Origin of the sequence: Butyrivibrio sp. XPD2006, assembly GCF_000420865.1 — a bacterium.
Taxonomy (GTDB): domain Bacteria; phylum Bacillota; class Clostridia; order Lachnospirales; family Lachnospiraceae; genus Butyrivibrio.
This window is the reverse complement of the sequence record NZ_ATVT01000006.1, coordinates 101004-127278: the sequence shown is the minus strand read 5'-3', so window position 1 is coordinate 127278 and position 26275 is coordinate 101004. Positions and strand designations below refer to the sequence as shown.

Annotated in this window: 27 protein-coding genes, 1 tRNA gene and 1 pseudogene; all 29 read left to right on the top strand. The window is 38.3% G+C overall.

Annotated elements, in window-relative coordinates; translation table 11 throughout:
• Window positions 1-372 precede the first annotated feature (372 nt).
• The 29 genes and pseudogenes from G590_RS0108780 (at window position 373) to G590_RS0108630 (ending at window position 26228) form a co-directional block, all read left to right on the top strand.
• A complete protein-coding gene (locus G590_RS0108780) occupies window positions 373-1065 on the top strand; it encodes a hypothetical protein (RefSeq protein ID WP_022765295.1) in 693 nt (230 codons plus the stop codon).
• Window positions 1066-1075: 10 nt separating this feature from the next.
• Window positions 1076-1675 (top strand): ClpP family protease, encoded by a 600-nt coding sequence (locus G590_RS0108775; protein ID WP_022765294.1) that lies wholly within the window; start codon window positions 1076-1078, stop codon window positions 1673-1675.
• Window positions 1676-1686: 11 nt separating this feature from the next.
• Window positions 1687-2931: a VirD4-like conjugal transfer protein, CD1115 family gene (locus tag G590_RS18910; RefSeq protein WP_022765293.1), complete on the top strand. Its 1245-nt coding sequence runs from the start codon at window positions 1687-1689 to the stop codon at window positions 2929-2931.
• Between the two features lie 7 nt (window positions 2932-2938).
• Entirely contained in the window at window positions 2939-3541 is a 603-nt protein-coding gene (locus G590_RS0108765; RefSeq protein WP_022765292.1) for an AAA family ATPase, read from the top strand.
• Window positions 3542-3565: 24 nt separating this feature from the next.
• Window positions 3566-4783, top strand: a complete 1218-nt coding sequence (locus tag G590_RS0108760; RefSeq protein WP_022765291.1) for a hypothetical protein — start codon at window positions 3566-3568, stop codon at window positions 4781-4783.
• Between the two features lie 380 nt (window positions 4784-5163).
• Entirely contained in the window at window positions 5164-5904 is a 741-nt protein-coding gene (locus G590_RS18905) for a PHP domain-containing protein (RefSeq protein ID WP_022765290.1), read from the top strand.
• Window positions 5905-5995: 91 nt separating this feature from the next.
• On the top strand, window positions 5996-6655 hold the full coding sequence (locus tag G590_RS0108750) for a hypothetical protein (RefSeq protein WP_022765289.1): 660 nt from the start codon (window positions 5996-5998) through the stop codon (window positions 6653-6655).
• A 100-nt stretch (window positions 6656-6755) separates the two neighbouring features.
• Window positions 6756-6828 (top strand) — tRNA-Ile (locus tag G590_RS0108745).
• 377 nt (window positions 6829-7205) lie between these two features.
• Window positions 7206-7730: a hypothetical protein gene (locus tag G590_RS0108740; RefSeq protein ID WP_022765288.1), complete on the top strand. Its 525-nt coding sequence runs from the start codon at window positions 7206-7208 to the stop codon at window positions 7728-7730.
• 291 nt (window positions 7731-8021) lie between these two features.
• Window positions 8022-8312: a hypothetical protein gene (locus G590_RS21040; protein WP_026494042.1), complete on the top strand. Its 291-nt coding sequence runs from the start codon at window positions 8022-8024 to the stop codon at window positions 8310-8312.
• A 5-nt stretch (window positions 8313-8317) separates the two neighbouring features.
• Window positions 8318-8955: pseudogene (locus tag G590_RS21905) on the top strand (KilA-N domain-containing protein); the annotation flags it as partial.
• Window positions 8936-10381, top strand: a complete 1446-nt coding sequence (locus G590_RS0108725) for a metallophosphoesterase (protein WP_022765287.1) — start codon at window positions 8936-8938, stop codon at window positions 10379-10381. The pseudogene G590_RS21905 and the gene G590_RS0108725, both read left to right, overlap by 20 nt.
• 553 nt (window positions 10382-10934) lie before the next feature.
• Window positions 10935-12308 (top strand): hypothetical protein, encoded by a 1374-nt coding sequence (locus G590_RS0108715; RefSeq protein WP_022765285.1) that lies wholly within the window; start codon window positions 10935-10937, stop codon window positions 12306-12308.
• A gap of 436 nt (window positions 12309-12744) precedes the next feature.
• Entirely contained in the window at window positions 12745-13239 is a 495-nt protein-coding gene (locus G590_RS0108705) for a hypothetical protein (RefSeq protein WP_022765283.1), read from the top strand.
• Between the two features lie 6 nt (window positions 13240-13245).
• Window positions 13246-14067 carry an AAA family ATPase gene (locus tag G590_RS0108700; protein ID WP_022765282.1) on the top strand — a complete coding sequence of 274 codons (822 nt, stop codon included), beginning with the start codon at window positions 13246-13248 and terminating at the stop codon, window positions 14065-14067.
• On the top strand, window positions 14030-14902 hold the full coding sequence (locus tag G590_RS18895) for a hypothetical protein (protein ID WP_196802476.1): 873 nt from the start codon (window positions 14030-14032) through the stop codon (window positions 14900-14902). Before G590_RS0108700 ends, G590_RS18895 begins: the two co-directional genes overlap by 38 nt.
• A 200-nt stretch (window positions 14903-15102) precedes the next feature.
• Window positions 15103-15951, top strand: coding sequence for a TIGR02452 family protein (locus G590_RS0108690; RefSeq protein WP_022765280.1), 849 nt, complete (start codon window positions 15103-15105; stop codon window positions 15949-15951).
• Between the two features lie 19 nt (window positions 15952-15970).
• Complete coding sequence (locus G590_RS18890; RefSeq protein ID WP_022765279.1) at window positions 15971-16630, top strand: DUF1902 domain-containing protein; 660 nt, start codon at window positions 15971-15973, stop codon at window positions 16628-16630.
• 21 nt (window positions 16631-16651) lie between these two features.
• The gene (locus G590_RS0108680) at window positions 16652-17425 is read left to right on the top strand and encodes a hypothetical protein (RefSeq protein ID WP_022765278.1); all 774 of its coding nucleotides are present in this window, start codon (window positions 16652-16654) and stop codon (window positions 17423-17425) included.
• Window positions 17426-17433: 8 nt separating this feature from the next.
• Window positions 17434-18087, top strand: a complete 654-nt coding sequence (locus G590_RS0108675) for a hypothetical protein (protein ID WP_022765277.1) — start codon at window positions 17434-17436, stop codon at window positions 18085-18087.
• 208 nt (window positions 18088-18295) lie between these two features.
• Window positions 18296-19105 (top strand): helix-turn-helix transcriptional regulator, encoded by an 810-nt coding sequence (locus G590_RS20550; RefSeq protein WP_081641028.1) that lies wholly within the window; start codon window positions 18296-18298, stop codon window positions 19103-19105.
• 414 nt (window positions 19106-19519) lie between these two features.
• Window positions 19520-19777 (top strand): helix-turn-helix domain-containing protein, encoded by a 258-nt coding sequence (locus G590_RS0108665; RefSeq protein WP_022765275.1) that lies wholly within the window; start codon window positions 19520-19522, stop codon window positions 19775-19777.
• Window positions 19778-19786: 9 nt separating this feature from the next.
• Window positions 19787-20455: a PIN domain-containing protein gene (locus tag G590_RS0108660; protein ID WP_022765274.1), complete on the top strand. Its 669-nt coding sequence runs from the start codon at window positions 19787-19789 to the stop codon at window positions 20453-20455.
• A 62-nt stretch (window positions 20456-20517) separates the two neighbouring features.
• Window positions 20518-21264, top strand: a complete 747-nt coding sequence (locus G590_RS0108655; RefSeq protein WP_022765273.1) for a hypothetical protein — start codon at window positions 20518-20520, stop codon at window positions 21262-21264.
• A 115-nt stretch (window positions 21265-21379) separates the two neighbouring features.
• Window positions 21380-22180: a DUF4253 domain-containing protein gene (locus G590_RS20545; RefSeq protein WP_022765272.1), complete on the top strand. Its 801-nt coding sequence runs from the start codon at window positions 21380-21382 to the stop codon at window positions 22178-22180.
• A gap of 48 nt (window positions 22181-22228) precedes the next feature.
• The gene (locus G590_RS0108645; protein WP_022765271.1) at window positions 22229-22813 is read left to right on the top strand and encodes a hypothetical protein; all 585 of its coding nucleotides are present in this window, start codon (window positions 22229-22231) and stop codon (window positions 22811-22813) included.
• Between the two features lie 28 nt (window positions 22814-22841).
• Window positions 22842-24266: a hypothetical protein gene (locus tag G590_RS0108640; RefSeq protein WP_022765270.1), complete on the top strand. Its 1425-nt coding sequence runs from the start codon at window positions 22842-22844 to the stop codon at window positions 24264-24266.
• 13 nt (window positions 24267-24279) lie between these two features.
• Window positions 24280-25791, top strand: a complete 1512-nt coding sequence (locus G590_RS0108635) for a hypothetical protein (RefSeq protein WP_022765269.1) — start codon at window positions 24280-24282, stop codon at window positions 25789-25791.
• A 242-nt stretch (window positions 25792-26033) separates the two neighbouring features.
• A complete protein-coding gene (locus G590_RS0108630) occupies window positions 26034-26228 on the top strand; it encodes a hypothetical protein (protein WP_022765268.1) in 195 nt (64 codons plus the stop codon).
• The last annotated feature ends 47 nt before the right edge of the window (window positions 26229-26275 follow it).

Genomic DNA, 26275 nt, shown 5'->3' with positions numbered 1-26275 from the left:
TATCAATCTGATAGTGTAATGGTGATATTCATTGTTCGAGAGGACGTATACAGAAAACTTAGCTATAAAATTTTTCGCCCATAATATATATCAGCTGATAATTTGTTGATATTACAAAAAAGAAAAAGGTAGGTAATACGTATGAGTAAGAAATGTGAATTATGCGGATGCAACACTAAGAAGTCAAAGTTCATTATGCATGTAACTAAAAACAGAGACATTTGTGGCAATTGTGCAATTGCTTTAGGAAAAGTATTCTTTGCCCCGAAGCAGTCATTGACAGCCTGAGTCCTTCAACTACGCGTTGAATGACAGCACGTACATAGGAAGTTATTATAACCGTAATAAGTAAATTGTGCAATAGGAGTAAATATGGCAGACAAGAGTAATAGCCATAAGGCTCAACTTCATAATTGGTATATTAGTGAGCATGAATTTTTTGGCAAGATGCGTAAGATTGCACATGGAATAGTAACAGGACATAAGAAACTTGAGGATTCTATTTATGTTCATTCATCAGAGGTGAAGGCAATCCATGTTGATGAGGAAGAAGAGGAAATGGTTATTACTACCGGGAATAGTGTATACCATTGTCCTTTGTCATACTGGGATTTTAAAGAACAGGATGAATATCCGAATGCTATTCCTGATTATGAACAGCTTAAAGAGAAATATAACAGAGCTATAGAATATCCTACCATTGAACCGGGGAAAGTACTCCTTGTGCTGGCGAATTTTTGCAAATTCTATTTCCATTCACTTTATTATGTGCCCGAAGATTCTGAAAGTGGAGAACCTGTAGATTACAGTGATTGGGCTAGCATAGGTGTGTTTGACATGGGCATGAATAAGGATATCTATCGGATTGTTGCAGATGGATGTGGGATTGAACTGAGGTATTTTGTGCGCTCTCAGAATATAGAATTCTATCATATGCAACTAGATGATTGCCCGCTGTATATAGAAAACATTGGCAATGCAGTTCTTTATGCATCGACATCGGCTGGAATTATTCGTTTGGATCCCGGGGATAGAAAAGAAGTCACAGAAGAAAATGCAGAGTAAAAGAGGAATTATGGCAACAAGAAAATGGATACCATCAATAGAAGTTGAGTCTTCTCATGGAACACGAGAGGTGAGTCTTTCAACGAGACATCTTATGAACAGAACAGTATTTCTTAATGGAGATATTGATTCAGATATGGCAAATGATTTTTTGTCGGAGCTTCTTTATCTGGAAGAAAGCAAGGAACCAATAACTGTCTATATTGATAGCCATGGTGGAGAAGTAAATGCCGGACTTATGATTTACGATGCTATTCAAGGGAGTGGTCTCACTATAAATATGGTCTGCACAGGCATTGCTGCAAGCATGGCAGCTGTGATCTTTGCAGGGGGTCAGAAAGGCAGAAGATTTATTCTCCCTCATAGTCAGGTGATGATTCATGAACCGCTTATTTCAAATGGTGTGGGCGGTTCAGCTACTAGTATTAAGAACATTTCAGATTCCATTTTGGAGACAAGGGAGACGTTGAATGGAATTCTTTCTAAGCATACCGGGAGGACATCGGAGGAGATAGCAAAAGCTACAAGTTTTGATAACACGATGAATGCAGAGGAAGCGATTAAATTCGGATTATGTGACAGCATAACAACATCAATCATAGTGAGATAGTTAGGAGGAGCATGAAAGATAATATGTTGATCCTTGCTCAGGATCAATACTATAGCATGGATTGCTACAAAACAAAATTGAATAATAACGTTCTCGTGGTTGGTACAAGCGGAGCCGGAAAAACAAGAAGCATTGTTGAACCAAATCTCATGATGGCGACAGGTAGCTATGTTATTTCTGATCCAAAGGGGAACTTATACAAGAAATATAAAGACTATCTGCATGCTAAAGGTTACAAGGTGAGGAAGCTTGATTTTACAGACCCTGAACACTCTGCACATTACAATTTTTTCAGATATATTCACACTACACAGGATATTGTAAAAATGGCGCATATGATGATTTATCAGGAAAAGGGTGTGAAAACTGTGGATCCCTTTTGGGATCAGGCAGCTCAGCTTCTTGTTCAGGCATGTATTGCGTATCTTGTTGAGGTGGGAACTGAAAAAGATAAGAACTTTGAGAATTTGATGAGGCTTATCGATGCATGCGAGATTGATGAAAATGATCCGGGGTGGAAAACTCCGTTGGACCTGCTTATGGACGATCTATACTCGACAAATAATTCGAGCTATGCGGTAAAGACCTACAAAAAGTTCAGGGTGGCAGCAGGAAAAACTTTGAAATCCATACTTATTTCGGTGAATGCAAGATTGGGGCTTTTCGATGTACCTGAGATAGATGCCATGCTCGAAACTGACACTATAAATATAAAATCGATTGGTGATAAAAAAACAGCTCTTTTTGTTGTGGTGAGTGATACAGATAGATCCTTGGACGGGCTTGCCAACATCTTCTTTACACAAGCAATGAATGAACTATGCAGATATGCAGACAAAGAGTGCAAGGACAATCGCCTTCCGGTACCTACAAGATTTATACTGGATGATTTTGCTACAAATGTTCGTATCAATGAGTTCCCAAGGATGATCTCTTCTATACGATCTCGTGGAATATCCACCATGCTGATGATTCAAGCTGAAGCACAGCTACAAGAAGCCTATGAATTCGACGGAAAAACTATTATAGGAAATTGTGATACATACGTATACTTGGGTGGCAATGACGTTGAAACAGCCAAGGCTGTCGCTGAAAGATGCGATGTTCCTGTAAAGAAGGTACTTAATATGCCTGTTGGAACATGCTGGATATTTAGAAGGGGCCAAATGCCAATTTATTCAAAGATAGTAGATTTCGATGCTTTTAAAAAGCATAGAGAGACATCAATTATCGATACAGATGAACGGTGTATATAGGTGGATTATGAGTAGAGTTACTTTTGTGATAGGGGTTACAGCATCAGGAAAGAGTTATTTTATAGATGAGAATTATGCAGATAAAGATGTAGTCATTTTGGATGCCTATGAATATCAGAAGACAGCGGATAAGGATAATAATCTGAATATGTATAGGGGCTTTGATAGGACTATCATAAGCCTCATGAAAGCCAACCAGATGCTGCTTGATGATATTATCAAGGAAATAAAGGCTGGAAAGGATGTTGTTGTAGAACAGACATTTTACAAAGCCAAGCGCAGGATTGCGTATATTGATGAGATTAGGAAAGTCGCGGACGTGACTATTGATGTCTACATGATATCCCCAAGTAAAGAACTTTTCTATTCAAATTGTAAAAAGCGTGGATATGAGGATGAGATTGAGATTGAAGGACTGGTAGAACAGTTGGATTTCATAGAATTTCCTAATCCTAGCGAAGGTTTTGATGCTATTTATGAGGTTGTTGATGGAAAACCTATTCTGAAAATGGAAGAACCGAGGCCGGAAATAATATCCGAAGCGTGGAAGGAATTGAATGAAGAGGCAGAATGGCTCCGAAAATTGGATGAGGCTAATAGTGAATTATGACCAAATACGAGGAGAAAAGTGAGAATGGATTTAGGTGTGATTTACAGCTGGATGGATAACTTTGGTGAAACTAAATATAGGCTGGATGAGTCAAGCTATAAGAGAATGCTGGAACTTATCAGTTTGACAAACAGGATTGCGAAAAATGGAAGAAGCTCTATGAAGTCCATTTGGGTGCATGTTGATAGTGAATTTGAAGGCGGAGATTGGCTGAATATTGTGTTCCGTGGAGGATGTTATGCGGAAAATGATATCTGGTATGACATTCAGATAGATGGTGTCCAAGTGCTATCTTACGACATTAAGCGTAGCGAAGGAGATGTTCAGGATGCAACAGAAATACTGGATTGGCTTATTGTTAGCGTAAAGATGGTATTATCCATGGCTGAAAAAGGGGAATATGAGGCATATATCTCTGGAGTTCCATACTATAAAAGAAGAGGCGTCATCAGCAGATCTGATTACTATGCAATTGTTCCGGGAGCACGTGAGAAGTGTGCAAGTGGTTTGAGCAAAAATGAGATTAAAGAACTGCTTGATAGTAAAGGGGCGGTAGATGCTTATGAAGAAGAGATGACTGCCAGAAGGTTTTATGAAGCATGTGCGGTTATATATAAAGCATTAGGGGTGAAGCAGCCGAAGCAGAGTGATGGATCAGGATTTCGTGGTTGGGAAGATTCTGAAGAAGAAAAGGCCAGATATGGCGGATTAACTCCGAAGGAATGGTATTATGCCACTGCGGATTGTCGTGATAATGGGCTGTATGCTGTCCCGCTTGATGATGCGACATATTTTGCCGGATGGATAAGACACCAAGAACCGTATTTCTCGAGCAAATATCTTGGAGGACATCCTTGGGATATCATTAACAACTGTTCTTATTCTCTTAGATTATGCGTTGAACCTGATTTGCATTCTGATAAATGCAAGTTTGTTATTGGCGGTGATTCTGCTGAAAGAAGCGCAGATATTATAAGAGCTTTTCTTGCACTAAGAATGGAAGGTTATGCGGTAGAGCTGCAAGGTTATCAGGTTTTGACTGATAGATTGCTGGAAAAAGATTATCTATCAGTAGTGGATGATATAAATCCTTTATATCTTGGAGATACCATAGCAGGTCATTTTGCTCGTGATGAGATATCAATTTTCGGGATCAAAGAAAAAGAGGTTATTGATAAGCTTATACAGGCAACTGAATGGGAAAAGCTGGATGAAGTCAAGTTAGTATATGATGCGGAGTAAGAAACGGGATGCGACAGCGGCCAATGTTGTCAAACGATTGCATCAGTTATTGGCGTCCGCGGAACCTGGGCCTGACGGAGTCTGGATGGGTGACAGAATGAAAAGCTTGGCATAATGAATTTTTAACCGTATGGAATTCCATACGGTTAGAAATGAAAGCGGAAGGCTTGTTATGTTCCGGTTTGGTATGCAAATAAAGAATTCAAAGAGCTTTCTCCATTCATTACAGAAAATATTATAGATATTGATGGAGGATGTGCTCGTCATGATGGCAAAAATAAGAAGATTAGGGGCGGAATAATCTATAGATTAGATGATAATCAGGTCTATACATGTTCGTTTGATGATCTGCAAAAGGCTGAGAAACAGAGGATATTATAATGTATGTACCAATAGAAAATGAAGTGTTCCATGTTCATACAAAAAGATGTGGGCATGCAGGGAATTATGAGGATAGGGAATATGTTGAGATAGCGATAGCTTTAGGGGCTACCAGAATTGTTTTTACTGATCATGCTCCTTTTCCGGGAAATCCTCTTGGCAATAGAATGCCATATGAGCAGTTGACGGAATATATTGGAGCAATAAATCAGCTAAGAGAAGAGTATAAGGACCGAATCGATATTCAGTGTGGATTAGAGGTTGAATACTTCCCGAGCTATATTGAATACTATAAAGAGCTTAGAGACATGAAAGGCTTGGATGTGATGCTCCTTGGTCAGCATCTTTTTGAACATTCTGATGGGAGTCTGAGTATATATGATCAGGATAGATCAAATGAGTTTATTGGACAGCTTGATGCAATGGATGAGGGCGTGGAGAGTGGACTATTTGATGTGGTTGCACATCCGGATCGTTCATATAGAAAGAGACCTGAGTTTGGAGCAATTGAAAGAGAGTATGCAGATAAGCTGATTACCGCTGTAAAGAAAAGTAACTATCCCATAAGACTTGAATACAATTATGCTTCACGTATTGAACCGGGCTATTTCAAGGAAGAATTTTGGGAAGAGGTACCAAAGGACTTAGTCATATTCGGTTATGATGCACATTCGCCAGAGGAGATTGTAAACGGGTGGAATTATTACAAGGACTTAACCAGTCACAAAAAGAGGCTGTAACTACTTTTTTAAACTACGCGAGGAATGACAAGCTGTAAAATGCAGCTTTATACTTGAGTTACAACAAAAAGCTTTTAGGGAGGGTTAGATAATGGCTGACAAAATGCTTGTAACTCAGGCTCTCGATGAGAGAGATTTACTTGTTAAAAAGATTCAGGACAAGATCAAGAAGGCGAACTTTGTAGATACAATTAAGCCTAATGAGGAGAAAGTTCTTGATGCAAGAGTATCAAGGGAGGAATTTGCTAAGGATGCTGAGAGTGCTTATCAACAGATTCAGGATCTGATTGAGAGATTCCAGAAAATTGATGCAGCCATTGTTGCATCAAATGCAAATACTACAATAAATACATCATACGGCTCATTCACGGTGGCCGGAGCAATTTCACTGAGAAGTAGACTTCGTGGGGCTGGATCATATGATGGTGATGCTGATTTTGAGACAGCACTTCAGCTCAAGATGGAAAAAGATTTCCAGACAAGAGTGACGGTGGCTGAAATGAAAAACAAACAGCTTCAGAGTACTGCAGAAAGCATGAGGCTTTCTATTCTTGGAAAGGATACCAAGGTTAAGGATGAGAAGCCTTTAGAGGTAGTGGAGGCCTATGTCAAGGAGAACACAACAGAGCTTGTGGATCCATTAGATGTTCAAAAGAAAGTGGCAGCACTTCAGGAAAAGAGGAATACGCTGCTCTCTGAGCTTGATACACAGATCAAGGTATCAAATGCAACGACCTTTATCGAGGTTTGATTAAATCATTAGAATTGCCTGCAACACGAAAACTTCAAACCCGGTTTCCCTGTAACGGGGTTAAGTTACAATTACCAATACCGCAAATATTGGATGAGTGTTCAGAATGGCGAAGTGGAAATCGCGCTGGGCTGATAACCCGGAATTCGCAGGTTCGAATCCTGCTTCTGAATCCCCGATTGAAAGGGGTAAAGAGAGTCGCCTGAAAAACGACTAACAACATATCAACCGTTTTGCATTTTGGGTTAACTATGAATTATTACTGGTCAATTGTATTTACTTGAATCATCAATTGGTAACTGCGAACGTGTTTTAGACATAGAAATATGTTGAAATCCATGAACAAGGTTAAGGCGCTAAACCGGTTGGTCTGAAGTTATCCGCATGGCTGTGTTGTAGGCACATAATAGTAAAAGGATTTTATCATATGAAACGCCTCTATTACTCGAGTTAAGCGGCCGAGTTGCGAAAAGCCTTGCAGCAATGCAAGGTTTTTTGCTCTCTTCTATAGATCAAATAGTACATGAGAAAAAATAATTATAGGAGTATGATGATAACAAATAGAAACATTAGTGTCATTACTGATGCAGATAACAAGAAGATTGTTTTTATCAATGATATAAGGTTCAAAGGTAAACGCAAAGTGAATTGGGAAGAAGTCAAAGAATATCTCAAAGGATATGTTGGAGATTGCTATGAAATCAGTGAATCTGCTGAAAAAATATACATTGGAAATGAACTTCCTGAAGAATATACGGGTTCAGAAAGTAGAAAACGTCTACTTGGAGCTAACGCAAAAGCAAAAGCTAATGCAGCAACAGCAATTCCAGAACTTATTCAAATTGCTACTAATTGCGAGTTTCAAGAGAATACTAAAGAAAAACATAGTAAAGATGCATTAAACGGATGGTATAGATACAATATACGTTTTGGCATTCCAGTTTACGAAGAAGACATTTTGGTACGCTATAACATCTTCGGTGCCAGATTACTTATCAATCATGCCGAAAATGGTAAGAAATATCTTTATGATATTTTGGCAGTAAAAAAAGAAACGAGCAAGCCACATCAATAAGTGTGGTGAAAACCCATTTCTTTGTTTGGAGTATATATCAAAAATAAAAGAATGTCAATAAAACAAATATTTCATTGGTAGGGACATTGTATCTCTGCCTATGAAATCTAGTTTTTATTAAGTGAAAAAAAGAGAAAACAGTGATGGTATCGGTAAAGGTGTATTTCTACTATTTGAAAAATGCATTTAGATCCCACAGAGTGCGTGGCTATTGCAAGATTGGCTAGAGACGAGGAACACAGGCAAAAGATTTGGATGAGCTGGGCATCACCATCAAATTGGGAAGAGAAAATGGATGAAGAGATTATTATACGACGAATTGTGTCTAAAGATGTTCTTGACACTGTGAAGAGTATACTTAGGGAGATTGACATGTACGGTCTAATAGAGCATGGTGCACCTGATGATGAATTTGACACAGAGGCAGAAATGATTACTGAGCAGATAAAGGCAGGCACCAGCATTGAGGAAATATCAGGAATAATCGCTGACGTCATTAATAAAATGTTTGGCGTGAATATAGGTCGCCTTAAGTACTTGAAAGAGGCGAAGAAAATATATGAAGTGATGCATAAATTATGATGCACATAGATTTTTTTGGATTATGGGAGCAGTTGCATAATCCAAATTTTAAACCTACCGAATTCGGTAGGTTTAAATACGAGTCGGGAGAAGCTGCATTTACGCTTACCACCAAACAGTGGGTAGAAGCAACAAATGCTATAGGAATAATATCAAAGGCAGGCAATAATGGTGGAACCTATGCACATTCTGATATTGCCTTTGAGTTTGCATCGTGGATATCACCAGAGTTCAAGCTCTACATTATTACCGACTATCAGCGGCTTAAAAAAGATGAATCTGAGCGTTTGTCCATCGGATGGGACGTAAAAGAGAGTTATCTAAAATAAACTATAGAATACACACGGATGCTGTTAAAGAGTTTTTAATTACACCTGAACTCACACCACAGGAAATGTCATTTACGTATGCATCTGAAGCAGATGTTTTAAATATGGCTTTGTTTGGTAAAACTGCTGCTCAATGGAGAAATGAGACAGGGACAAAGGGAATGAGCCCGAATATTCGTGATTTTGCATCTGCAGAAGAACTTGTAGTTTTGATAAATCTTGAAGATACTAACGCAGATTTGATAAGACAAGGGATAAATCAGATTGATAGACTAAAGATTTTGAGGGATAAAGATGATACCGACATTATATGAGAATTACCGTCACTGGTCAGATGGTAGATCAGTATATATACTGTCTGATATGCATTTTGATGATGCAATTGGCAAGGATATGGTGGATGACTGGCTTGAAGCAGACGAGCTCGTAGACAAGATCAATAGTATCGTAGGAAAGAATGATACCTTTATTTGTTTGGGAGATGTTGGGAAAGCTGAATATGTAAAAAGGATAAGGGCCAGATATAAAGTGCTACTGCTTGGTAATCACGATAGAAGATCTGATTATGTGGGGCTTTTTGATGAGATTTATTCGGGACCAATATTTATAGCTGATCAGATTTTACTATCGCACGAACCGGTGCATGGACTTAATTGGTGTCTGAATATTCATGGACATGATCATAATAATCGAGCTCCTTATGTTGAGGGGTGCAAGCATATTAACTTGGCGGCTAACGTATGCAACTATACTCCGGTTAATCTTGGCAAGCTTATTAAGAGTGGAATATTGGCGGATATCACTAATATTCATCGTATGACGATAGACAGGGCGACTGACCGAAAAGCCGGACAGCAGCAAGGATTACAGACATTAATGGAAGCCGATTGCGTGTTGGAAGATGATAGGGATTTTGTTGAGCGGTATATTCCATCTCCGGAAGTTAAGGAGCTGATCAAGAAAGAAAACGTAGAATTTTCTGATGCCGATAAGGCTACAATTATCTTTAATAGCGGTCTTAATCTTTTTGAACTTCATAGGGAATTGAAAAAGATTGCAGATAATACGGCTGATGGCAGCCTTAGAGAGCAGATTGAAGAACGAATAGCGTATGATCTTGAGGGATTGAAACTGTTTACTGATGATAGAGGTGGCTATATATATCAGCTATTTATCGGAAAGGACAGTTACGGGGATGGCTTTTTTAATAATGTGAAGACTGCGATTGAAAAGGGAAAGGATTCGCAAAAGGAATTTAGTATTGAAAAGCACCAGATTATCAGTAATCTCGAAAATATAAAGCCAATGAAAGCTATAGCAACTGCATGGATTGAACCTGAGCTTGCAAATAGAGTACATAGACATATAATGCCAGGTACGCCAATGGCAGGAATTCGCTTCGATGAAAAGGGGGTAATCACTGATTATTACTCAAGTGAAAGGTCTGATGAAGAGGATATAAGAATTGAAGGCTGTAGCACAGAGAGATTTGAGTATCCATTTGTAGCTATCCCTAACCCGTATGAAAAAGGAGATAGGGTTAGGTTTGCTGGCGATAATGGCAAGGTTGGAATTGTTGATGTGTCTCAAGAGGAGTGGAGGAGACATGTTGAGAAGGCACTTAAACCAGGTGCAATAGAAGACTATTCTGATGCAAGTATCACAGTAAGATATCAATACACTCATGATCACATTAACCCTATTTATCTTGAGAAAGTCTGCGAGCAAAGAGATTGCTGATTAAACGACGCGTTTAATGAATTAGAGAGGCGATTGTGTTAATATGGCTTTACAAGGCTAATACGTTTCGGGCGTTTGCTGGGGGCATAAATGCATTTGTCAGCGTTAGCCGGTTTTATTAAGGGCGTTGCGTGCAACGTCGGGTGGTCTAGCACCTAACTTATCAGGTGGAGACACTGGGAGATAAGTTCAATCCGAAAGGTATGACGGACGTAAGTGCCGGAGGGTTGACCTGCAACGGAAAAACAGGAAGCAATGCCGGACATAGGGCCGGAGGGTTGGCGGACAACAAAAAAACTAGACATTATGAGAAGAGAGTTAGTGGTACTGCGGTATCTCAGCTCTCTTTTCTTCAAATAATTAACATATTTTAGCATTCAAAGGGTTCTATAAGATAGAAGCTGAGGACGGAACAGGCAGCCGTCGCGCCCTAGAGGTCTTAAAATGAGATACTGGATTGTCACCCAGTCTCTTCTATCTTTCAATATGCGGGACGCTGTCTCGCAAATGAGAAAATAGTGATTTGTCGAGTTACATATTTTGGTAATAGATTATGACTGAATATAAAGATAATGCTTTTATAGAAAAATACATACCATCACCTGAAGTTAAAGAAGCGCTTTATGAATCTAATCGTGTGTTCTCTGATTGGGAGAAGGCGACGATTATATGGAATAGTAGTCTTGATTATAGCGCAAAGCTCAGAGAGTTGGAGCTCCTTAGAAATAATACCTTAGATGAAGCTCTGATGAGGCAAATAGATGAGAGAATTATATATGAGCAGGATGCTATGAAGCTATTTAAGGAAAATAATAAAGGGTTTGTGTATGTGCTCTATTCATACGAGATGGGACCTGAAGGTTATTTGTATGGTTATTATGGATCTTTTGACCTTGCGTGGAAAGATGGTATCGATGCAGGCTATGATATGGAAGGCTTTTGTATTAAGAAACATCAGATTCTTAATGATGATTCGGAGAGACTACAAGGCAAGATAGTCTTCCCTGCTATAGACAAAAATGGCAGTAGTTACAAAGGGCGTGTTGTAGAAATGAACCTTACAGAATGGAAAGCTGGAGAGATGGTTTTCGATGAGAAGGGTGATTTGCTGAGTTTTGACTCTTCTGAGTTGTCTAGAGAGAGAGCATGTGCTGTTAATGATGAAAGGAACTCGCGATTTGAATATTCTTTTGTGGACTTTCCCAATCCGTTTAAGCAATGGGAGAATGTTAGGATAATCGGATTACCAGCGGTGGATGATGAAGTAGCGGGAGCTGTAGTATCAACACAGACAGAATGGCAAGCTTTAATTGATGAAGCGGACAGTGAGAAATCAGAAAATGTTTACAAGGATGCGCGGATTTGTGTATTGGAATGGGGACCTGAATTACAGTACCGGGATTTAAAAGCTATAATGCCAATATATTTGACTCGAGATGACAGGAACTATTGTAATAGCCTTTCAGATCGGAATAAAGTAATGATTGGACATGACTATGGAGCAGCAGTGTGGATACAACCAGTTAATATCGACATTAAGGACAGAATCACTAATAAATGCGTTCACGAAGTGGGGATGAAGCTATCCATAGATTTTTTCTTCTTTATGAATATTCTTCAGGAAGGCTTTATGAAATTTTTTGATCCAAAGCTAGAAGTTAATGCCAAAAGATATACTAAGGCTTTTAGTGATGGGGGAAGGTATTTAACAGGCTTTGAAATAGAGGTTCTTGAACCCAACTTTTTTACTTATGAAGAAATAAAAGGCGTTATTGACTATTATGAAAAGCTATTAGCAGACTTTGATAGGTGGTATTACAGCGAAATAGAGTTGCTTGATGCTAGAAATGTAATCAAAGTGATGGAACTACTTAAGAAGATGTTGAAACTTTGTCCAGATGCCGATTATATATCTGTAATGAGCTAACACTTGTGCATGCGTATCAGTTAATGACAAAGCTCCTGTTTGTGTAAATAAACAGGAGCTTTTATCGTGCCATTAAACGATGCGACGAATAGTATTTGTATATTACTAAGGTTACAATATTATTCAAGGATGAACAGGAGGCTTGCTTATGGTGCAAAAACTTATTCATATATGCGAAGTGTGTGGTAAGGCAGTGATAATGACACCTGAGCAGGCGTTTAAGGCGCACTGGCCCGCTGCGCATGGAATGGGTTAAACAGAGATACCATTATGAAACAATAAAGAATTAGGTTAAGGGCAGATACTATTGACATAAAAAATGGCGTGGTATCAGCCCTTTTTCACACTTATGATGATGTCCTTTTTATAGGACAAGTAAAAAATATAATAGAATTAGGGACTTTAGTAAGCATTCACATGATTGGAGTTTTGAGGTATGGAAAAAAGAAGAAAGCTTTTATATAGCGACCTTGAGGGAAATGTAATGGATATTATGGCGTATATTCGCCAGCTTGAAAAAGAACGTGATGATGCACTTAGGCAGGTAGAAGAGTGGAATGAAGACGATGCGGTTTTTGAGGCAAGAAGGGCGCAGGAAGAAGCTGAGGATTGGGCTAATGAGGTTATGAATAGAGTTAATGAAGGCTTTTTTCCATCGGAAGTAAAGTGGAAACACATACGTTCGTGGGAAGCAATCCATGCGTCAACTTGGCACCCTATGCCGGACACTCAAGAGATGACTAAGTATATTCCTAATGCACCAGAGTATAGATATGAATTTAAGGAGCTTTCACCGCTTGATGGAAAATGTGGATGTGTTACTTGTTTGACATGTGCCAGAAAAGCAATGAGGAGAAGTCTTGGGATCGAATGGCTCTATGAAAGGCTCTGTGAGAAGTATGATGTCAGATGTGATTTTGGGGAGATATAAGTAGTTATGATTTATCTTTCAAGCTTTATGTTGAGTACTAAGAAGTTAAAGAATCCCAATATATATCCTTACAACGTATTCAAGGATAAGGACATGGAGCCATTTGTCTTTTCTTCAATAACAATTTTGTATGGTAACAACGGCTCCGGAAAGTCCACAATTCTGAATATTATTGCAAATAAGTTGATGCTGAAGGGTAAAGAATATGCAAATTCTAATTCCTATGGAACTGTAGATTACTGTGGGCAGTTCTCGTATGAGTGTAGATATAGTCTTGCAGATGATGAGCGAACCGGCAGAGCGTATAAGAAAATACCAGACACAAGCAGGTATATCAAGAGTGAGGATATTCTCTACGAGATCAAAAAGATCGAGCAAAAACGTGTTTTGTCTGATGGAATGGTTTATGACTATGTTCAAAAAGGATTGACTAAGGATGAAGCTGAAAGGTACTTGCAAACAAAAGAAGGAAGCAGACAAATAGGCTACATCATGTTCGGACAGGAAAAGTATTCAAATGGTGAGACAGCAATCCAATATTTTGAGGATAATCTTGTACCGGATAGCCTTTACCTTTTAGATGAGCCAGAGGTTTCGTTGTCTCCAGCGAACCAGGTCAGGCTTGCGGAAGAATTAAATAGGATGTCACATCTTTTAGGCTGCCAGTTTATTATTGCAACGCACTCTCCTTTTATGTTGGGCACTCTGTCTGATGCTAAGATTTACAATCTTGATACACCGGATTGCAGGATAGCAAGATGGAACGAACTGGAAAATGTGCGATATTTCTATGATTTTTTTAAAGCCAGAGAGCATGAATTCATGTAAAAGAGGATTTAAAACTATGCGGGACAAGAGTAGAATCAAGCCTTTTTTAGCAGAAGTTACAAATATATGGGAGAAGTATCCAGACCTTCGCTTTGGCCAGTTAGTGATGGATGTTATGCCAAATTGCAACAGACTATGGAATATTGAAGAGGATTCAATGCTTGAGGCATTTCATGAATTTGATAAGGGGATTAGAGGACGTAGAGATGCTGTGGAGAAAGTGAAGGCTAAACTTCCTAACACACCGAATTTCTATGGGACAAATAATCTGTTTGCTGTGTCCGAAGGAAGGGGAGATTTTCATTTTCGTCTGTACTTCAATGATAGCGATGGGTTGTTCTATATGGAGTTAGGTGATCATTTGGTAAATAAAAGCGATTACGAATCAATGACAACTATCAAGATAGTTCTTCAGGAATATGTGAAATGGATGGCGTTCATGGAGTACAAGATTGATACGCATATAAATCTAAAGGACTATCGTGATGGGAATATATGGATAAGACGAGGCTTTGAATCGATAGAAACTGCATTTGCTGTATTTAAGGCATATGCAATTGGATATATCTCGGACCTTCCTTGGGAAGAGTTTGCTTTGGTAATGAAGTATTTTGATGGTTCGCTTCAGGAAAAAATGAGAGAAATTGCTGATCCGGAATTGAAGGATATGCTTATGGGCATTAAGGGGGCATATGTTGATTTCGTGGTAGGAATGCTGAGTGAAGCTCATAACTCTAAGGAGAAGAGAGAGGCGATAATAAAGTATATTGCTGAGCATCCTGAAGCAAGTTCGAGCGATGTGATTGAGAATCTTTATAAAAATATTAAGAGGTAATCAAAGGTATATATAAGGCTTCAGTTGGTAAAAATAACAGTATTATTCAGAACTACCATGGGGATGACTTAGAGAATTTAAAACTCTTTTATGAGCATTTTGAAAAGAACGTACGCAAGGAAATAAAAAAATACGATTGTAAGAATCAGCGATTGTTGGATGAGTTATATCCACGCCAAAAGGAAAGAAGGTTAAAGAAGATGGCAAGAGAAGATAATGTTGCAGTATTTGAAGATACCGAGAAGCTTTGTAAGGAAAACGGAAGACTATCAGAAGCTGTTAGTACGTCTTTACTGAATCAGCAGATTATTCTGGAAAAGGATACATTGGGAGAAATTGTACGAGATTGTTACTCTGATAAGGCAAAGCTTGTAGTGTCAATGAAGAGATCTTATGAGTCTGCAAAAGCATATAAGGGAACCAGGACAGCCGTGCATAATTTTGCTTCGGCGACTAATCCTGGTGGAGGGGTTAAGAAAGGCTCTGGAGCGCAGGAAGAGTGTTTGTGTAGGTGTTCAACGTTGTATTTTGACCTGAATACAAAAGAAGCATGGTCTAAATTCTATACTCCACACAGGGCTGCAAAGGATCCAATACACAATTCAGATATTATCTATACGCCGGACGTTATTGTGTTTAAGACAGATACAGCCTATCCGTTGAAGATGCAGGAGAAAGATTGGTATCAGGTTGATGTAATTACCTGTGCGGCACCTAATCTTAAATCTAATCCTACTAATCAGTTTAATCCAGGAGACGGAGATAAACAGGTTAAGATCACTGATAATGAGCTCCTTGCAATTCATGAAAAAAGGTTGCACAGGATATTGGATGTTGCGGTACTTAATGGGGTTGAATCAATAGTTTTGGGAGCATTTGGCTGTGGAGCATTTAAGAATAAACCTGAGGTTGTGGCGCTGGCAGCTAAGAATGTTATCAAGGATTATTTGCATTCTTTCAAGAATATTGAGTTTGCGGTGTATTGCAGACCAAATGATGATAGGAACTACATAGTGTTTGAGAGAACACTAGGGAAAATGATTGAGTAATGGAGCTGGAGGATTAGTTATGGCTAATGATTTTGAAAAAATGCAGCTGGTTTATGGATATCCTGTTGATGGTCCGTACGATTTTGAACTTTGGTATGACAATGTTGAGAAAAAGTATTCGTTTAGCATTGAAACTTTGATTGAATTCAGCGATGCAGATGATGGTCCTAAGAACTATGTCAGGAATATACTTAAGGAATTTGCTTTATGGATGCTGGAAAACAATCATGATCTGACGTATAGGTTATCATACTGGGATGTGTTCAATCAAGGCATAGCGATTGATGGAAAATATGACACGGTAGAGCAGGCTTACGCAGCTTTCAAAGTGCTTGCGCTGGGTTTTTCGCATGGGCTGGGAGTAAAAACTGAGCCTAAAGATGAGCTTCAGAACAAGGTTGAATTTGGCTGGGATGATGAAGCTAAGGTTTGGGTAGCAATTGGCAAGGAACCTGAATTTGCGCTCGAGAATGATTCAATAGTTACGTTGGCGGAGAGAGTTGAAAAAATTATTCCTGAGATGAAGGAAATCAATTTTGAGGCCATCAAGGATAGGGAGGATTCTCTTGAAAGGTGGCTTGCCATTTCTGATCCGGTGGAGGGCTATGGGCTATTTAGTAGGAACGAATGGAAGTCTGAGGAACTTTTGAAAGTGCTTGAAAAGTATATTTCTAATTAGAAAGAGGGAGAACATTGAATTATGCATGTCTGGGAATTGTTTGCAAAGGCTGATCCAGAGATAGTGTTCTATGCATACACTCTTGTCAGGCCGGTTTTTTCAGAATATGGAGAGCAGAACATAGCTGAGCAAGCCAAAATATTGCGCAGCATAAAAAGTCATATTAAAGAGTATTGCAAGAAAATAAGCGATTCTGATATCGATTATTCGTGTGAAGAGCATACCATTTTTGTCCTAGCAATGAAAGAATCATCATATAGAGAATCTTATAAAACGATATTTGGCTGTCATGTAATCGATGATGAAGAGGCTAAGCAGGCGTTAAAAAAAGACTTAACCATCTGGAACGATGTGGGTGAGACCAGACTTGAGCATTATGGAATAGATTTTGTCTCTGTTGAAGAACTGGCCGGGTATACAATAGCGCAGCAGTCAGTTGATGATATGGGGATTGAAGTGTGCTGTGCCTGTATTCTTCAGGAATTATTTGAATCGGGGTTTACAGAGGAAGCTCGTAAAGAGCATTTTGAAGAGCTAAAGGAGATGCTGGATGAAAGTATGAATAATCTTGATGAAGGGGAATATATATCTGCCGAGGATCTTTTTGATGAGCTCGAAGATGAACTGCTCTCGGAGGAAAGTGAGGATGAAAGGGAATACTGGAAGCTTGAAAAAGAATTCAAGAAAAAGGTTCTGAAGATAGAACGGCGTTATGCTGAAAAGATAAATGATGAGAACCATCAACTGTTTATTGATGCTGTAAAACAAGAATATGGTAATAGATTCCTTTGCTGAGGTTGTTTATGAGAAGAAAAGAAGAAAAGGTAATGAAAAGGGGATACTCTTGCTTTGTAAAGAAATATAAGAGACATGAGAAACCAATAGATGTAATAGATAGATGGATACGTAGTATTAAATATATTTATCAGCGTGCTAAATATGGTTATTGTGATAGCGATACTTGGTCGATAGACTATTGGTTTTTATCTGTTGTTCCAGAGATGCTAGAAAGGTTAATGGAAAACACAAGTAGTTATCCGTGCACTCCCGGAGCCGGACCACATGCTATATATGGGACCGGAGCCCCTAAAGATGTTGACGATGAAGGAGCCAAAGCATGGGAAGATGTTCTTTCTGAGATGATTTTTCTTTTTAGAGAAGCTAATGAGGAAACCTGCACTAAGCGAAATAAGTATGAGGCTGAATATGATTCTGCTATGGAAAAGTTCGAAGCAAAGTATGGGATTTTTGGTGAAAAGCTTCGAACAGAGAAGGAGAAGCGCGACACATTGGAGCATCGCGGCTATAGAATGTACACTATGGCAGATGTCCCAGAGTTTGCCTATATCGATAAGAACTATTATGACGAGAACAGAAAGATAGAAGAATATCGCAATGAGTGCAAGGATAAGGCCTTTAGCTTGTTTAGTAAGTGGTTTTGGGATCTATGGGATTAGTGAAGAAATGGTGAGATACAGGTGTTTGTTTAATAATATTAAACAAACACCTGTTTTGTTATGCTACGTTGACATTATATGTTATTATGATATAATTATGGTGTAAATCACTAGAAAATAAGCAGAATTCGTCTAAAGAAATCCATCCTAGAAAAATATTCAGCGGATAGTTTAATAACATGTTGTCAAATGATATTTAACTAAAATTATGAACAAAAAGATTGATGGAAAAACTGAATTAGGAAGCATGATCAAATTGGCTAGAGGCAATAGATCTTTGAGAAAGTATGCTAAAGATGCAGGGGTAAGCTATACTACGGTTTATCTTATAGAGAAAGGCGAGTATACTCCTAGCCCTAAGATGATACAAAAGCTTACTTCCAAGCAGGCTAATCCTCAGAATGGTATTACATATGAAGATGTCATGAATGCAGCTGGATACAAGACTGAGCGGGATGAGGACAAGGTTGATGAAAAAGCTCGCGAAATGGCAGAGCAGATCATTATAGAGGTTAATAGTAACGCTGAAAAAGGCAGTTTTAGGAGATTGTCATATGAAGCTCGTAGACTGTTGATGGATAAGCTTAATGATCGTGCAAGAGGTTTGGTTTTCTATGCTTTAGCCAAGTCGGGTATGACCTTTAGCAATGAGATTTCAGATGAAAAAGCGAATTTGTTTAGAAGAAACGATTTGCTTCTATCAATTGATAAAGGAAGAATCAGGACATGGAAGATACAGTTTTTATGTACTCCTGACGGAGAACGATCTACGCGAATGAATGCAAATATGCTTTTTATCCACTTCTTGAAATATTCTAACACGAAGGAGATGAAGTTTTCCGTAGTTACAAATGATCCATGGAGCTTTGCATACTTTAAAAAATATGAACATGCATTAGCCTTTAGGGGAGATTTGTCCGTTATTCTTGTTGATATCAATGCCCAGAAGATATTGGACGAGGTATATCTTTCTAATTATTTCTTGGATGATTATAGTGATGAGTTTTACATGGCCTAAAACGGCAATTTGAAGGAGGTGATGCTTAATGCAAGCGCGAATTATGGGGAAATAACAAAAGAGACGTTCTGCAAAACGCCTCTCTTGCAATAAAGGTTTCAGATGTTCTAGCATCTGAAGTATGAAGTATTTTTGAACCCTGCACGGTGTTCACTTCATATCTACACCTTACCATTTAGTTTTATTTTTTGCAATACAACGTGAAGTTTAAGGCTAGCGAAAATGGTAGAGTAATATCTTTATTTCAAGAATATTTTCCCATTTTTACAACTGAATATTGTGTCCGCCATAGCGACTGTGTTCGGATAAGAATACCTCTAACCTTTGGGAATCTGAAGGATTAATCGTGGACTCTGATTTTCTGAGCACAGTTAGCGGTGGCAAATTAAGCTAAATAGAAATGGAGAAAATACTATGAGTATTAAAGTTATTAATCAGCAGGCTACTTGTGCCAATATATTCAGAATTATGAAAGAAAAGGGATTAACACCGGTTGATATCCAGAAAGGAATAGGCTTTGCATCTGTTCAGGGGGTATACAAGTGGAAGTTTATTGCTGAAGGCAAACCTAATTGTAAGGGAATGCCTTCGACTGATACACTTTTTCTTTTGGCCGATGTATTGGGGGTTTCTATAGAAGATATAGTTGTGCGTAATAAGATCAATGTCTGAGGGGGTAGTATGAAAGACTTTTTCATTGATTTTGAAAATGTACATAAGTCTGGTCTGGAGGGGATTGAAACCCTCTCCAGATTTGACAGAGTATTTCTTTTCTACAGTGATGCTGCTGAAAGTATCGATATTGATCAGATTGTAAGCTGTAAAGCCAGAATTAAGTTTGTCAAAGCGGTAAACGGACAACCAAACGCTTTGGATTTTCAGCTTGTTGGATTTCTTTTTCGGAAGCTTAGAAGAGGCAGAAAATACTTTATCATCTCCAAGGATAAGGGCTATACATCGATTATGGGGTTGGCCAAGGAATATGGAGCTATGATCGAGATGTATGAAAGCATTAAAGAGGCAAAGGAAGATGAAGTAAAAAAATACACTCCTAAAGAGAAGATTAAGAATATTATCTTTGTTTCCAGATGTGAAAAAGAATGTGATGAGTACGGAATTGATAAAGCGGCAGCGTTGGAGATTTCTCAAGAAATAGAACAGAAAATGGGTATACCACCATCTTCGGAATATTTGCGCTTGGTTATAGATGGTCTCAAAAGCAGTAATGAAAAAGCTGAGTTTTATACCTTTTGTATCTATAAAATGGGACGGGAACAGGGACAGCAATTATATACGTGTCTAAAGAAGAATTATGCAAAAATGAAACAGATTGTTGAATTGGCGTCATAATACAATGGTCAGTTCTGATATAATTATTGTGTAACTGTCATTTTTTTAAGCTGAGGTAGTGTATGAACAGTAACCCCGAGCACAATGAGAAAGATTATATAGAACAAAAGATCAAGAAAAACAACGCACAGATAACAAGGCTCTTGGCAGAAAATGAAGAGCTTTTAAGAAGTGCCGGGTTTGATCCTCCGGCTAAAAACTATGCACTTCATAATAATGCTCGAATAAAGTTTCCGAGTAACTATATTAGAACTAAAGACTATTTTGTAAAAAAATACAAACTAAGATATTTTTTTAAAGATCCTGTTACTGTGAGCAATGTGGCATATAGTCTTCAGATGTCAGACCTGTATAACTTTATTGTTAATAGGTTTAAGATATTTGGATCGATTAATACTATGGTTTATAAGGCAGCCACTGTTAACTGTGTTAGCATTATAGAATCATTGATGGGGCAGACTCTAGATGATATGCATGCGTATTGTGCGAAGTGCAAGCATCATAATGAGTGTGAGTACTTTTTTGCAAAGAAGCAGCAATTCTCAGATAAGCTGGATAAGATCATGAAATATGATATGTTACGGCTGAATGATAAAGAATACCAGCGAATAAGAGATGCCTATCGGTTGAGAAATCATATGCACATTTATACTGCTGCAAAGGAGAATGAACTTACAAGCAAGACCTTTGATAGGGATTTATACAATGGAATGATTTCCATTATGCAGCAGGTGACAATTAATCTATATCGTTATATGTTACCTGCAGCCAAAAGATGTTATAAGGAAATTCGGGAAGAACAGGATTAGAAGCATTTACCGGAGAGCTTTTTTCAACGACGCGATGAATGAAATGTGTTTCATAAAGAAATAAAATGATAGTAGCAATATTGCTGCTATCATTTTTCTTTTTTGGGGGGATTTCATGAGTAAGAAACTTATTGAACTGGGCGGATTTGATACGATTCCCGCTATTAGTACCGGCAATTTACGTGAAGATAATATTGCTAATGCAGGGCTTTATCGGCAATTGCTGAAGGATGGAGAAAAAACGGGATTGTATCCGTTTTTTGTAAAGAAGGACTATGAATTTGATTATTTCTGGTTGAGGCTCAGTGATCGTGGAGTCAAAGATTCGGAGACATATCGAAAGTCGGCTGCTTGGTTGTTAGAGAAAGTTAATAGGCGATGCTTCGAAGTATGGCAGGGGCGAATGCTTTATGATTATAAGCTTGATTGCTGTGAAAATACAAAAGACTATGAAGAATACATGGAAGATTTAATTCTTCCGGTTTCGGATAAGTACAACCGATTGTTTGACAACCCAAGAGAGATATCAGATTTTGGTTTATTTGATGCTTATGAAATGAATCCGGCATATGCTCAAAAATTCATCCATTTTGAGGATTATATTATAGTCCTTCTTCCTATAACCAATCCATGGGAAGCATTAGCTTATTTCCCGATGGGCAGCTTTAATTCGTGCCCTTCTCCGGAATGCCAGATAGCACTTGCAAAAGAGCTTTACGACAAGTATAGGGCAAGAATAATGTTTATAGGCTTGGATAGGCTGACATATTACCTTGAAAAACCATTACTGAAAAGAGATGAGCTGGAAGCAGCTGCCAAAACTCTGATAATAGCTGATGATGACTGTTATCCGGACTATGAATTGACCGTCAAAGAAATCATCGGAAAACATACATGGCAGTTGTGGTGGGATTAAGATATTAAACTATAGGGCTAGCGACAATAATTTAAGGATAAAACGATTATGGTACCATCTAACGTTTATTTTAGCAATTTGAAAAGCGCATTTAGGAGAAATCATATTTCAGGGTATGCCATAGATAAAAGCGTTAGAGATAAAACATGCATTTTCATGAAAGATGGGAAATGGATTGTGGCCAAGGTCACAGGTAATAATCTGGTTGATCCTAGAATTTATGATCTGAATTCTTTATGGAATGCATGTGAGGACATAATATCTCGGCTTATAAAAGATGAAACATTGAGAAAAAAGGTATGGATGGAGTGGGCATCTCCAACTGATTTGCAGGAAAAGTGGGATGAGCCTCTGGTTGCATTTCCTGTCTTAAGCAAGGAAGTTAAGGAAGAAATAGTGCCGATCGTCAAAGAAGTATTGGATCAAATTGATCCATGGACACTTATTGGTCACGGAATACCTGATTGTTGGACTTCTGAGGCATCATGGATAGCAAAGAATATCACTCGTGAAAGCGATGTGTGGGAGATTGCTACGGCTATGTCGAACTTTATGAATACTCGTTATGGCCTTGAGTCAAGCTGTGAGGACTATTTGAAATATGCTACGCAGATACATGAAAGATTAACATAAGTAATCATATGAAATGAGGATGATAGATATGGGAACTATGGCTTTAAATGAATTCTATAAGCTGGTTGGAGAAGTAACAATACCTGAGGAAAAGAGAGAAGAGCTTAACGACTATGTGCTAAAGCTACTTGACAGAAGTGGTGTCAGAAAGATTAAAAAAGTAAAGATTGGGGACTTAGACACAGAGGTAGCCGAGCGTGTAAAAAGAAATAATCACGGTAAGGTATTCTTTGACTATTCTATATACGAAAACTGCGTAAGAGGGGTGTCTTCATATGATACAGATACGTGCGCACTTGAGGTGAATGAATCTGACTTTAATGAAATGGGCATAGTCATGGTTATGGTAATGACATTGTTGGAATCATATTCGGTTACACCATGCTATGTTGCTAGAGAAAATAAGATCATAGAGATAAATAGGTATGCTTTGATGGTAGAGGACCTGATTGGCATCAGACTGAGATTCCCTCACAGAGCAGATATTTGGACGATGTATGTGTTTTGCAAAGAATGTGAAGAGGTGGAGAAAATAAAAGGAATCGATCTTATATACAAGGTTCCTTCGGATTTTGAGCAGATTAACTACGCGCAATTTTACAATGCTCTTATAGTTGAAAAGGATTCTATTCTGGCAGAAAAAATAAAAGAAGTTATTTTTGATCGGGGGCAGATAGAGTCGGCAAAATATATGGATCGTTGCTGCATTTTGTATAGTGAATTTTTATCGTTGGAACGAGAGAAAAAAGATTATGGTGCATTTATTCAAAAGCTGATGCTGATGTCATTGGAAGAAAGAACGAAACTGGCGGAGGAACATAGCGATTATGGGATTGTTGCAGAACTGTCCAGGTACTTGTCTCCGCAGGTATTGGTGAAATGTTATTCACTTGTAAAGGGTACAGATTTCTGGTCAGAGTGGAAACTAATAGCTGCAAATGGTTTTTATGTGGATTCTATAGATGATATGGATGAGTCTGATGAAAAAGAGCATGGAGTCTTTCATTTTTACCAGGCAATACAGAGAAATGATGATGATGAAGCTCTTGGAGAATTTGGTGACAGGGAGCTGCAGTTATCTGATGAAATGCGAGATGAAATAGGTAAATGGAAAGAGAAGGCTAGCGAAGATTGCTTGGGGAATTTTGATTCTGCAGATGAACTCAAGGCTGTTATGGAAGAGATAATGAATGATTGGACTTCACGAAGGATGGATGCAGCTTTATTTACAGAACTAAAGGGAAAACCTGATTCGGAAGGTACAAAAAAGGCACTACTTTTGCTGAAAACAATGCTGGATGAGGGCTTGTGGCTTTTCCCTGAGTTAACTAAGGGCCAGGCAAAAAAATGGGTTTTGAAACGAAGTAGGAGTGATTTTGATAAACAGAAGCTAAATGCACTTCTAGGGATTTTGGCAAACAAGGAAAAGAGAATGGAATTATTGGGATTCTAAAGGAGAAAAAGGTATGGGAACATTTGGAGGATACTCTGGTCCGGAGATAATTAGTGTTGATAAGATAGAAGAGTTTTCTAATGCGGTTTCTAAGATTCTCTATTATGGTGGAATGATGCATCTTCGTAACGTTGAAATGTATAGCAAAAAGATTATTTTGCTTGATCCTGTAACTATTAAAACAGGGGAGGATGTTCATTTTCATTACAATTATTTTGAAGAAGACTCATGGGAAACCGCTGGATATATCTATGGTAAACAGCATTTTTATACTAATAAGATAGGATCTAATGAGTTTAATTATGTCGTAACGGCGGTTCGTTGCTTGTATGAGCTTTATGATGAAGGCGTAGGCCTTGCCGATGTTAATGGAGATATAGTTTCTAGCGCATATTATACCGGATGGATAAATCATTTGTTGGATGCGAACTTTTCTATCAACAGGCGCTTTAACTTATGGGAAGTTGCGGAAAGCTATGCTTTTGAACACTTGGAATATTATGATGAACCTTTGAAATCTCGAAATGTGATGGATGATATTATTCCAAGATATTTAATGCGGTATGCCGGAGGTGTGGATCTCAGTGATTTGCTTTATATAAATAATGGGACAGAGACTTTATGTGAAGATGAGGCTATAGCTGGATCGTATCCGGCAGATGTTCTAAAGTGCAAAAAGGCTGTGGCAGCCGTTATAGAACGGTATGGTGCAGATGAAGCGTATTCTCTGATTCTTGAAATGCTCAAAAAGGAATATTGTGCGAGAGAAGGTGAGCAGCAGGAGTGCATTAGTGCCTTGGCTGAGTGCTCGCTTCACTTACATGCAAGGACAATCCTGTATCTTGCCTGCGAATTGCTTGAAAAGCACTTTTGGGTTGAATGGAAGAGTGTAAAAGATACGGCGTATAGTGATGAAAAGATGTCCCAATATGCTTCAGATCTATTATTGTCCTTTAGAAAAGAAGGGCGCGAACGTCCAATAAAGAAGATAAAAACTTCAGAGTTTTTAAAGAATGATGGCTATTTTGCGTTCTATGATACGCCGGATGAATTAAAAGGTTATCCAAATTACTATCTTTCTGATGCTGATAGGTTATTCTGGTGGGATGGTTCTGATGAAGTGGAAATAACCGAGAAAACAGAAAAGTGGCTTAACAAAAGAGTCGAGGAGTATAAGGAAGCGTTGAAGAATACTCCGGATGAATGTGATACACAACAATTTGTTAAAGAGTTAATTGACTTGCTTTTTGATGTGGAAAGTAGATATAAGCGGGTCTTTGCATTTCAGGATATGTTTTATGAGTTTATAGCAAATGCTAGTAAAAAAGAGTATCGCGCAGCGATGGAAGTTTTAAGAAAGCTTTACGACGATAACGCTGAGGCTGGAAAGATTATTGAAAAGGTCAGTTGGAGCTGGGATCTTGCAAGTAAAAATGTAACCTGTAATCGCGGGAGAATGAATTTGAGGAGATATCTGGCCTTGTTGGCTAATGTGGAACTTAGAAAAAAGTATCTGGGATTTTGATTGGTGTTGCTCCAATCAAACACTCTAATCCTGAACTGTACAAACAGATGAAAAGAGAAGCATTCTTGATTACAAACAATAATAAGAATGCAGTTGTAATGTGGAATGCTTGGAGAAACTGATCTGTATGATTGAAAAGCTTATAACATAAGTTGGGGCAGGGGATGATCAGATATTATTTTCTGCCCATGTGCCCTTAATTTATACTCTTTTTTCGGAATTGTGGGTCTGAGGTATCACTTATGATAAATGAGGAAGCAATAAAACAAATAGAACTTCTTGAACTTGAATATGAGCATAACTGGGGCAAAAAGGTTGATTATACTATTTTACCCCAAGGAATATCACAAGAAAAATTAGTCGTTATTCTCAAAAGAATTGTAGACACGGGAGAGAGCATTCTTGTGGGCTGGAATAAAATATATAATGGGCATTAGAGACACTTTCCCGAAAAGGGACAATTTATATAAATGAAAGCGAGGTA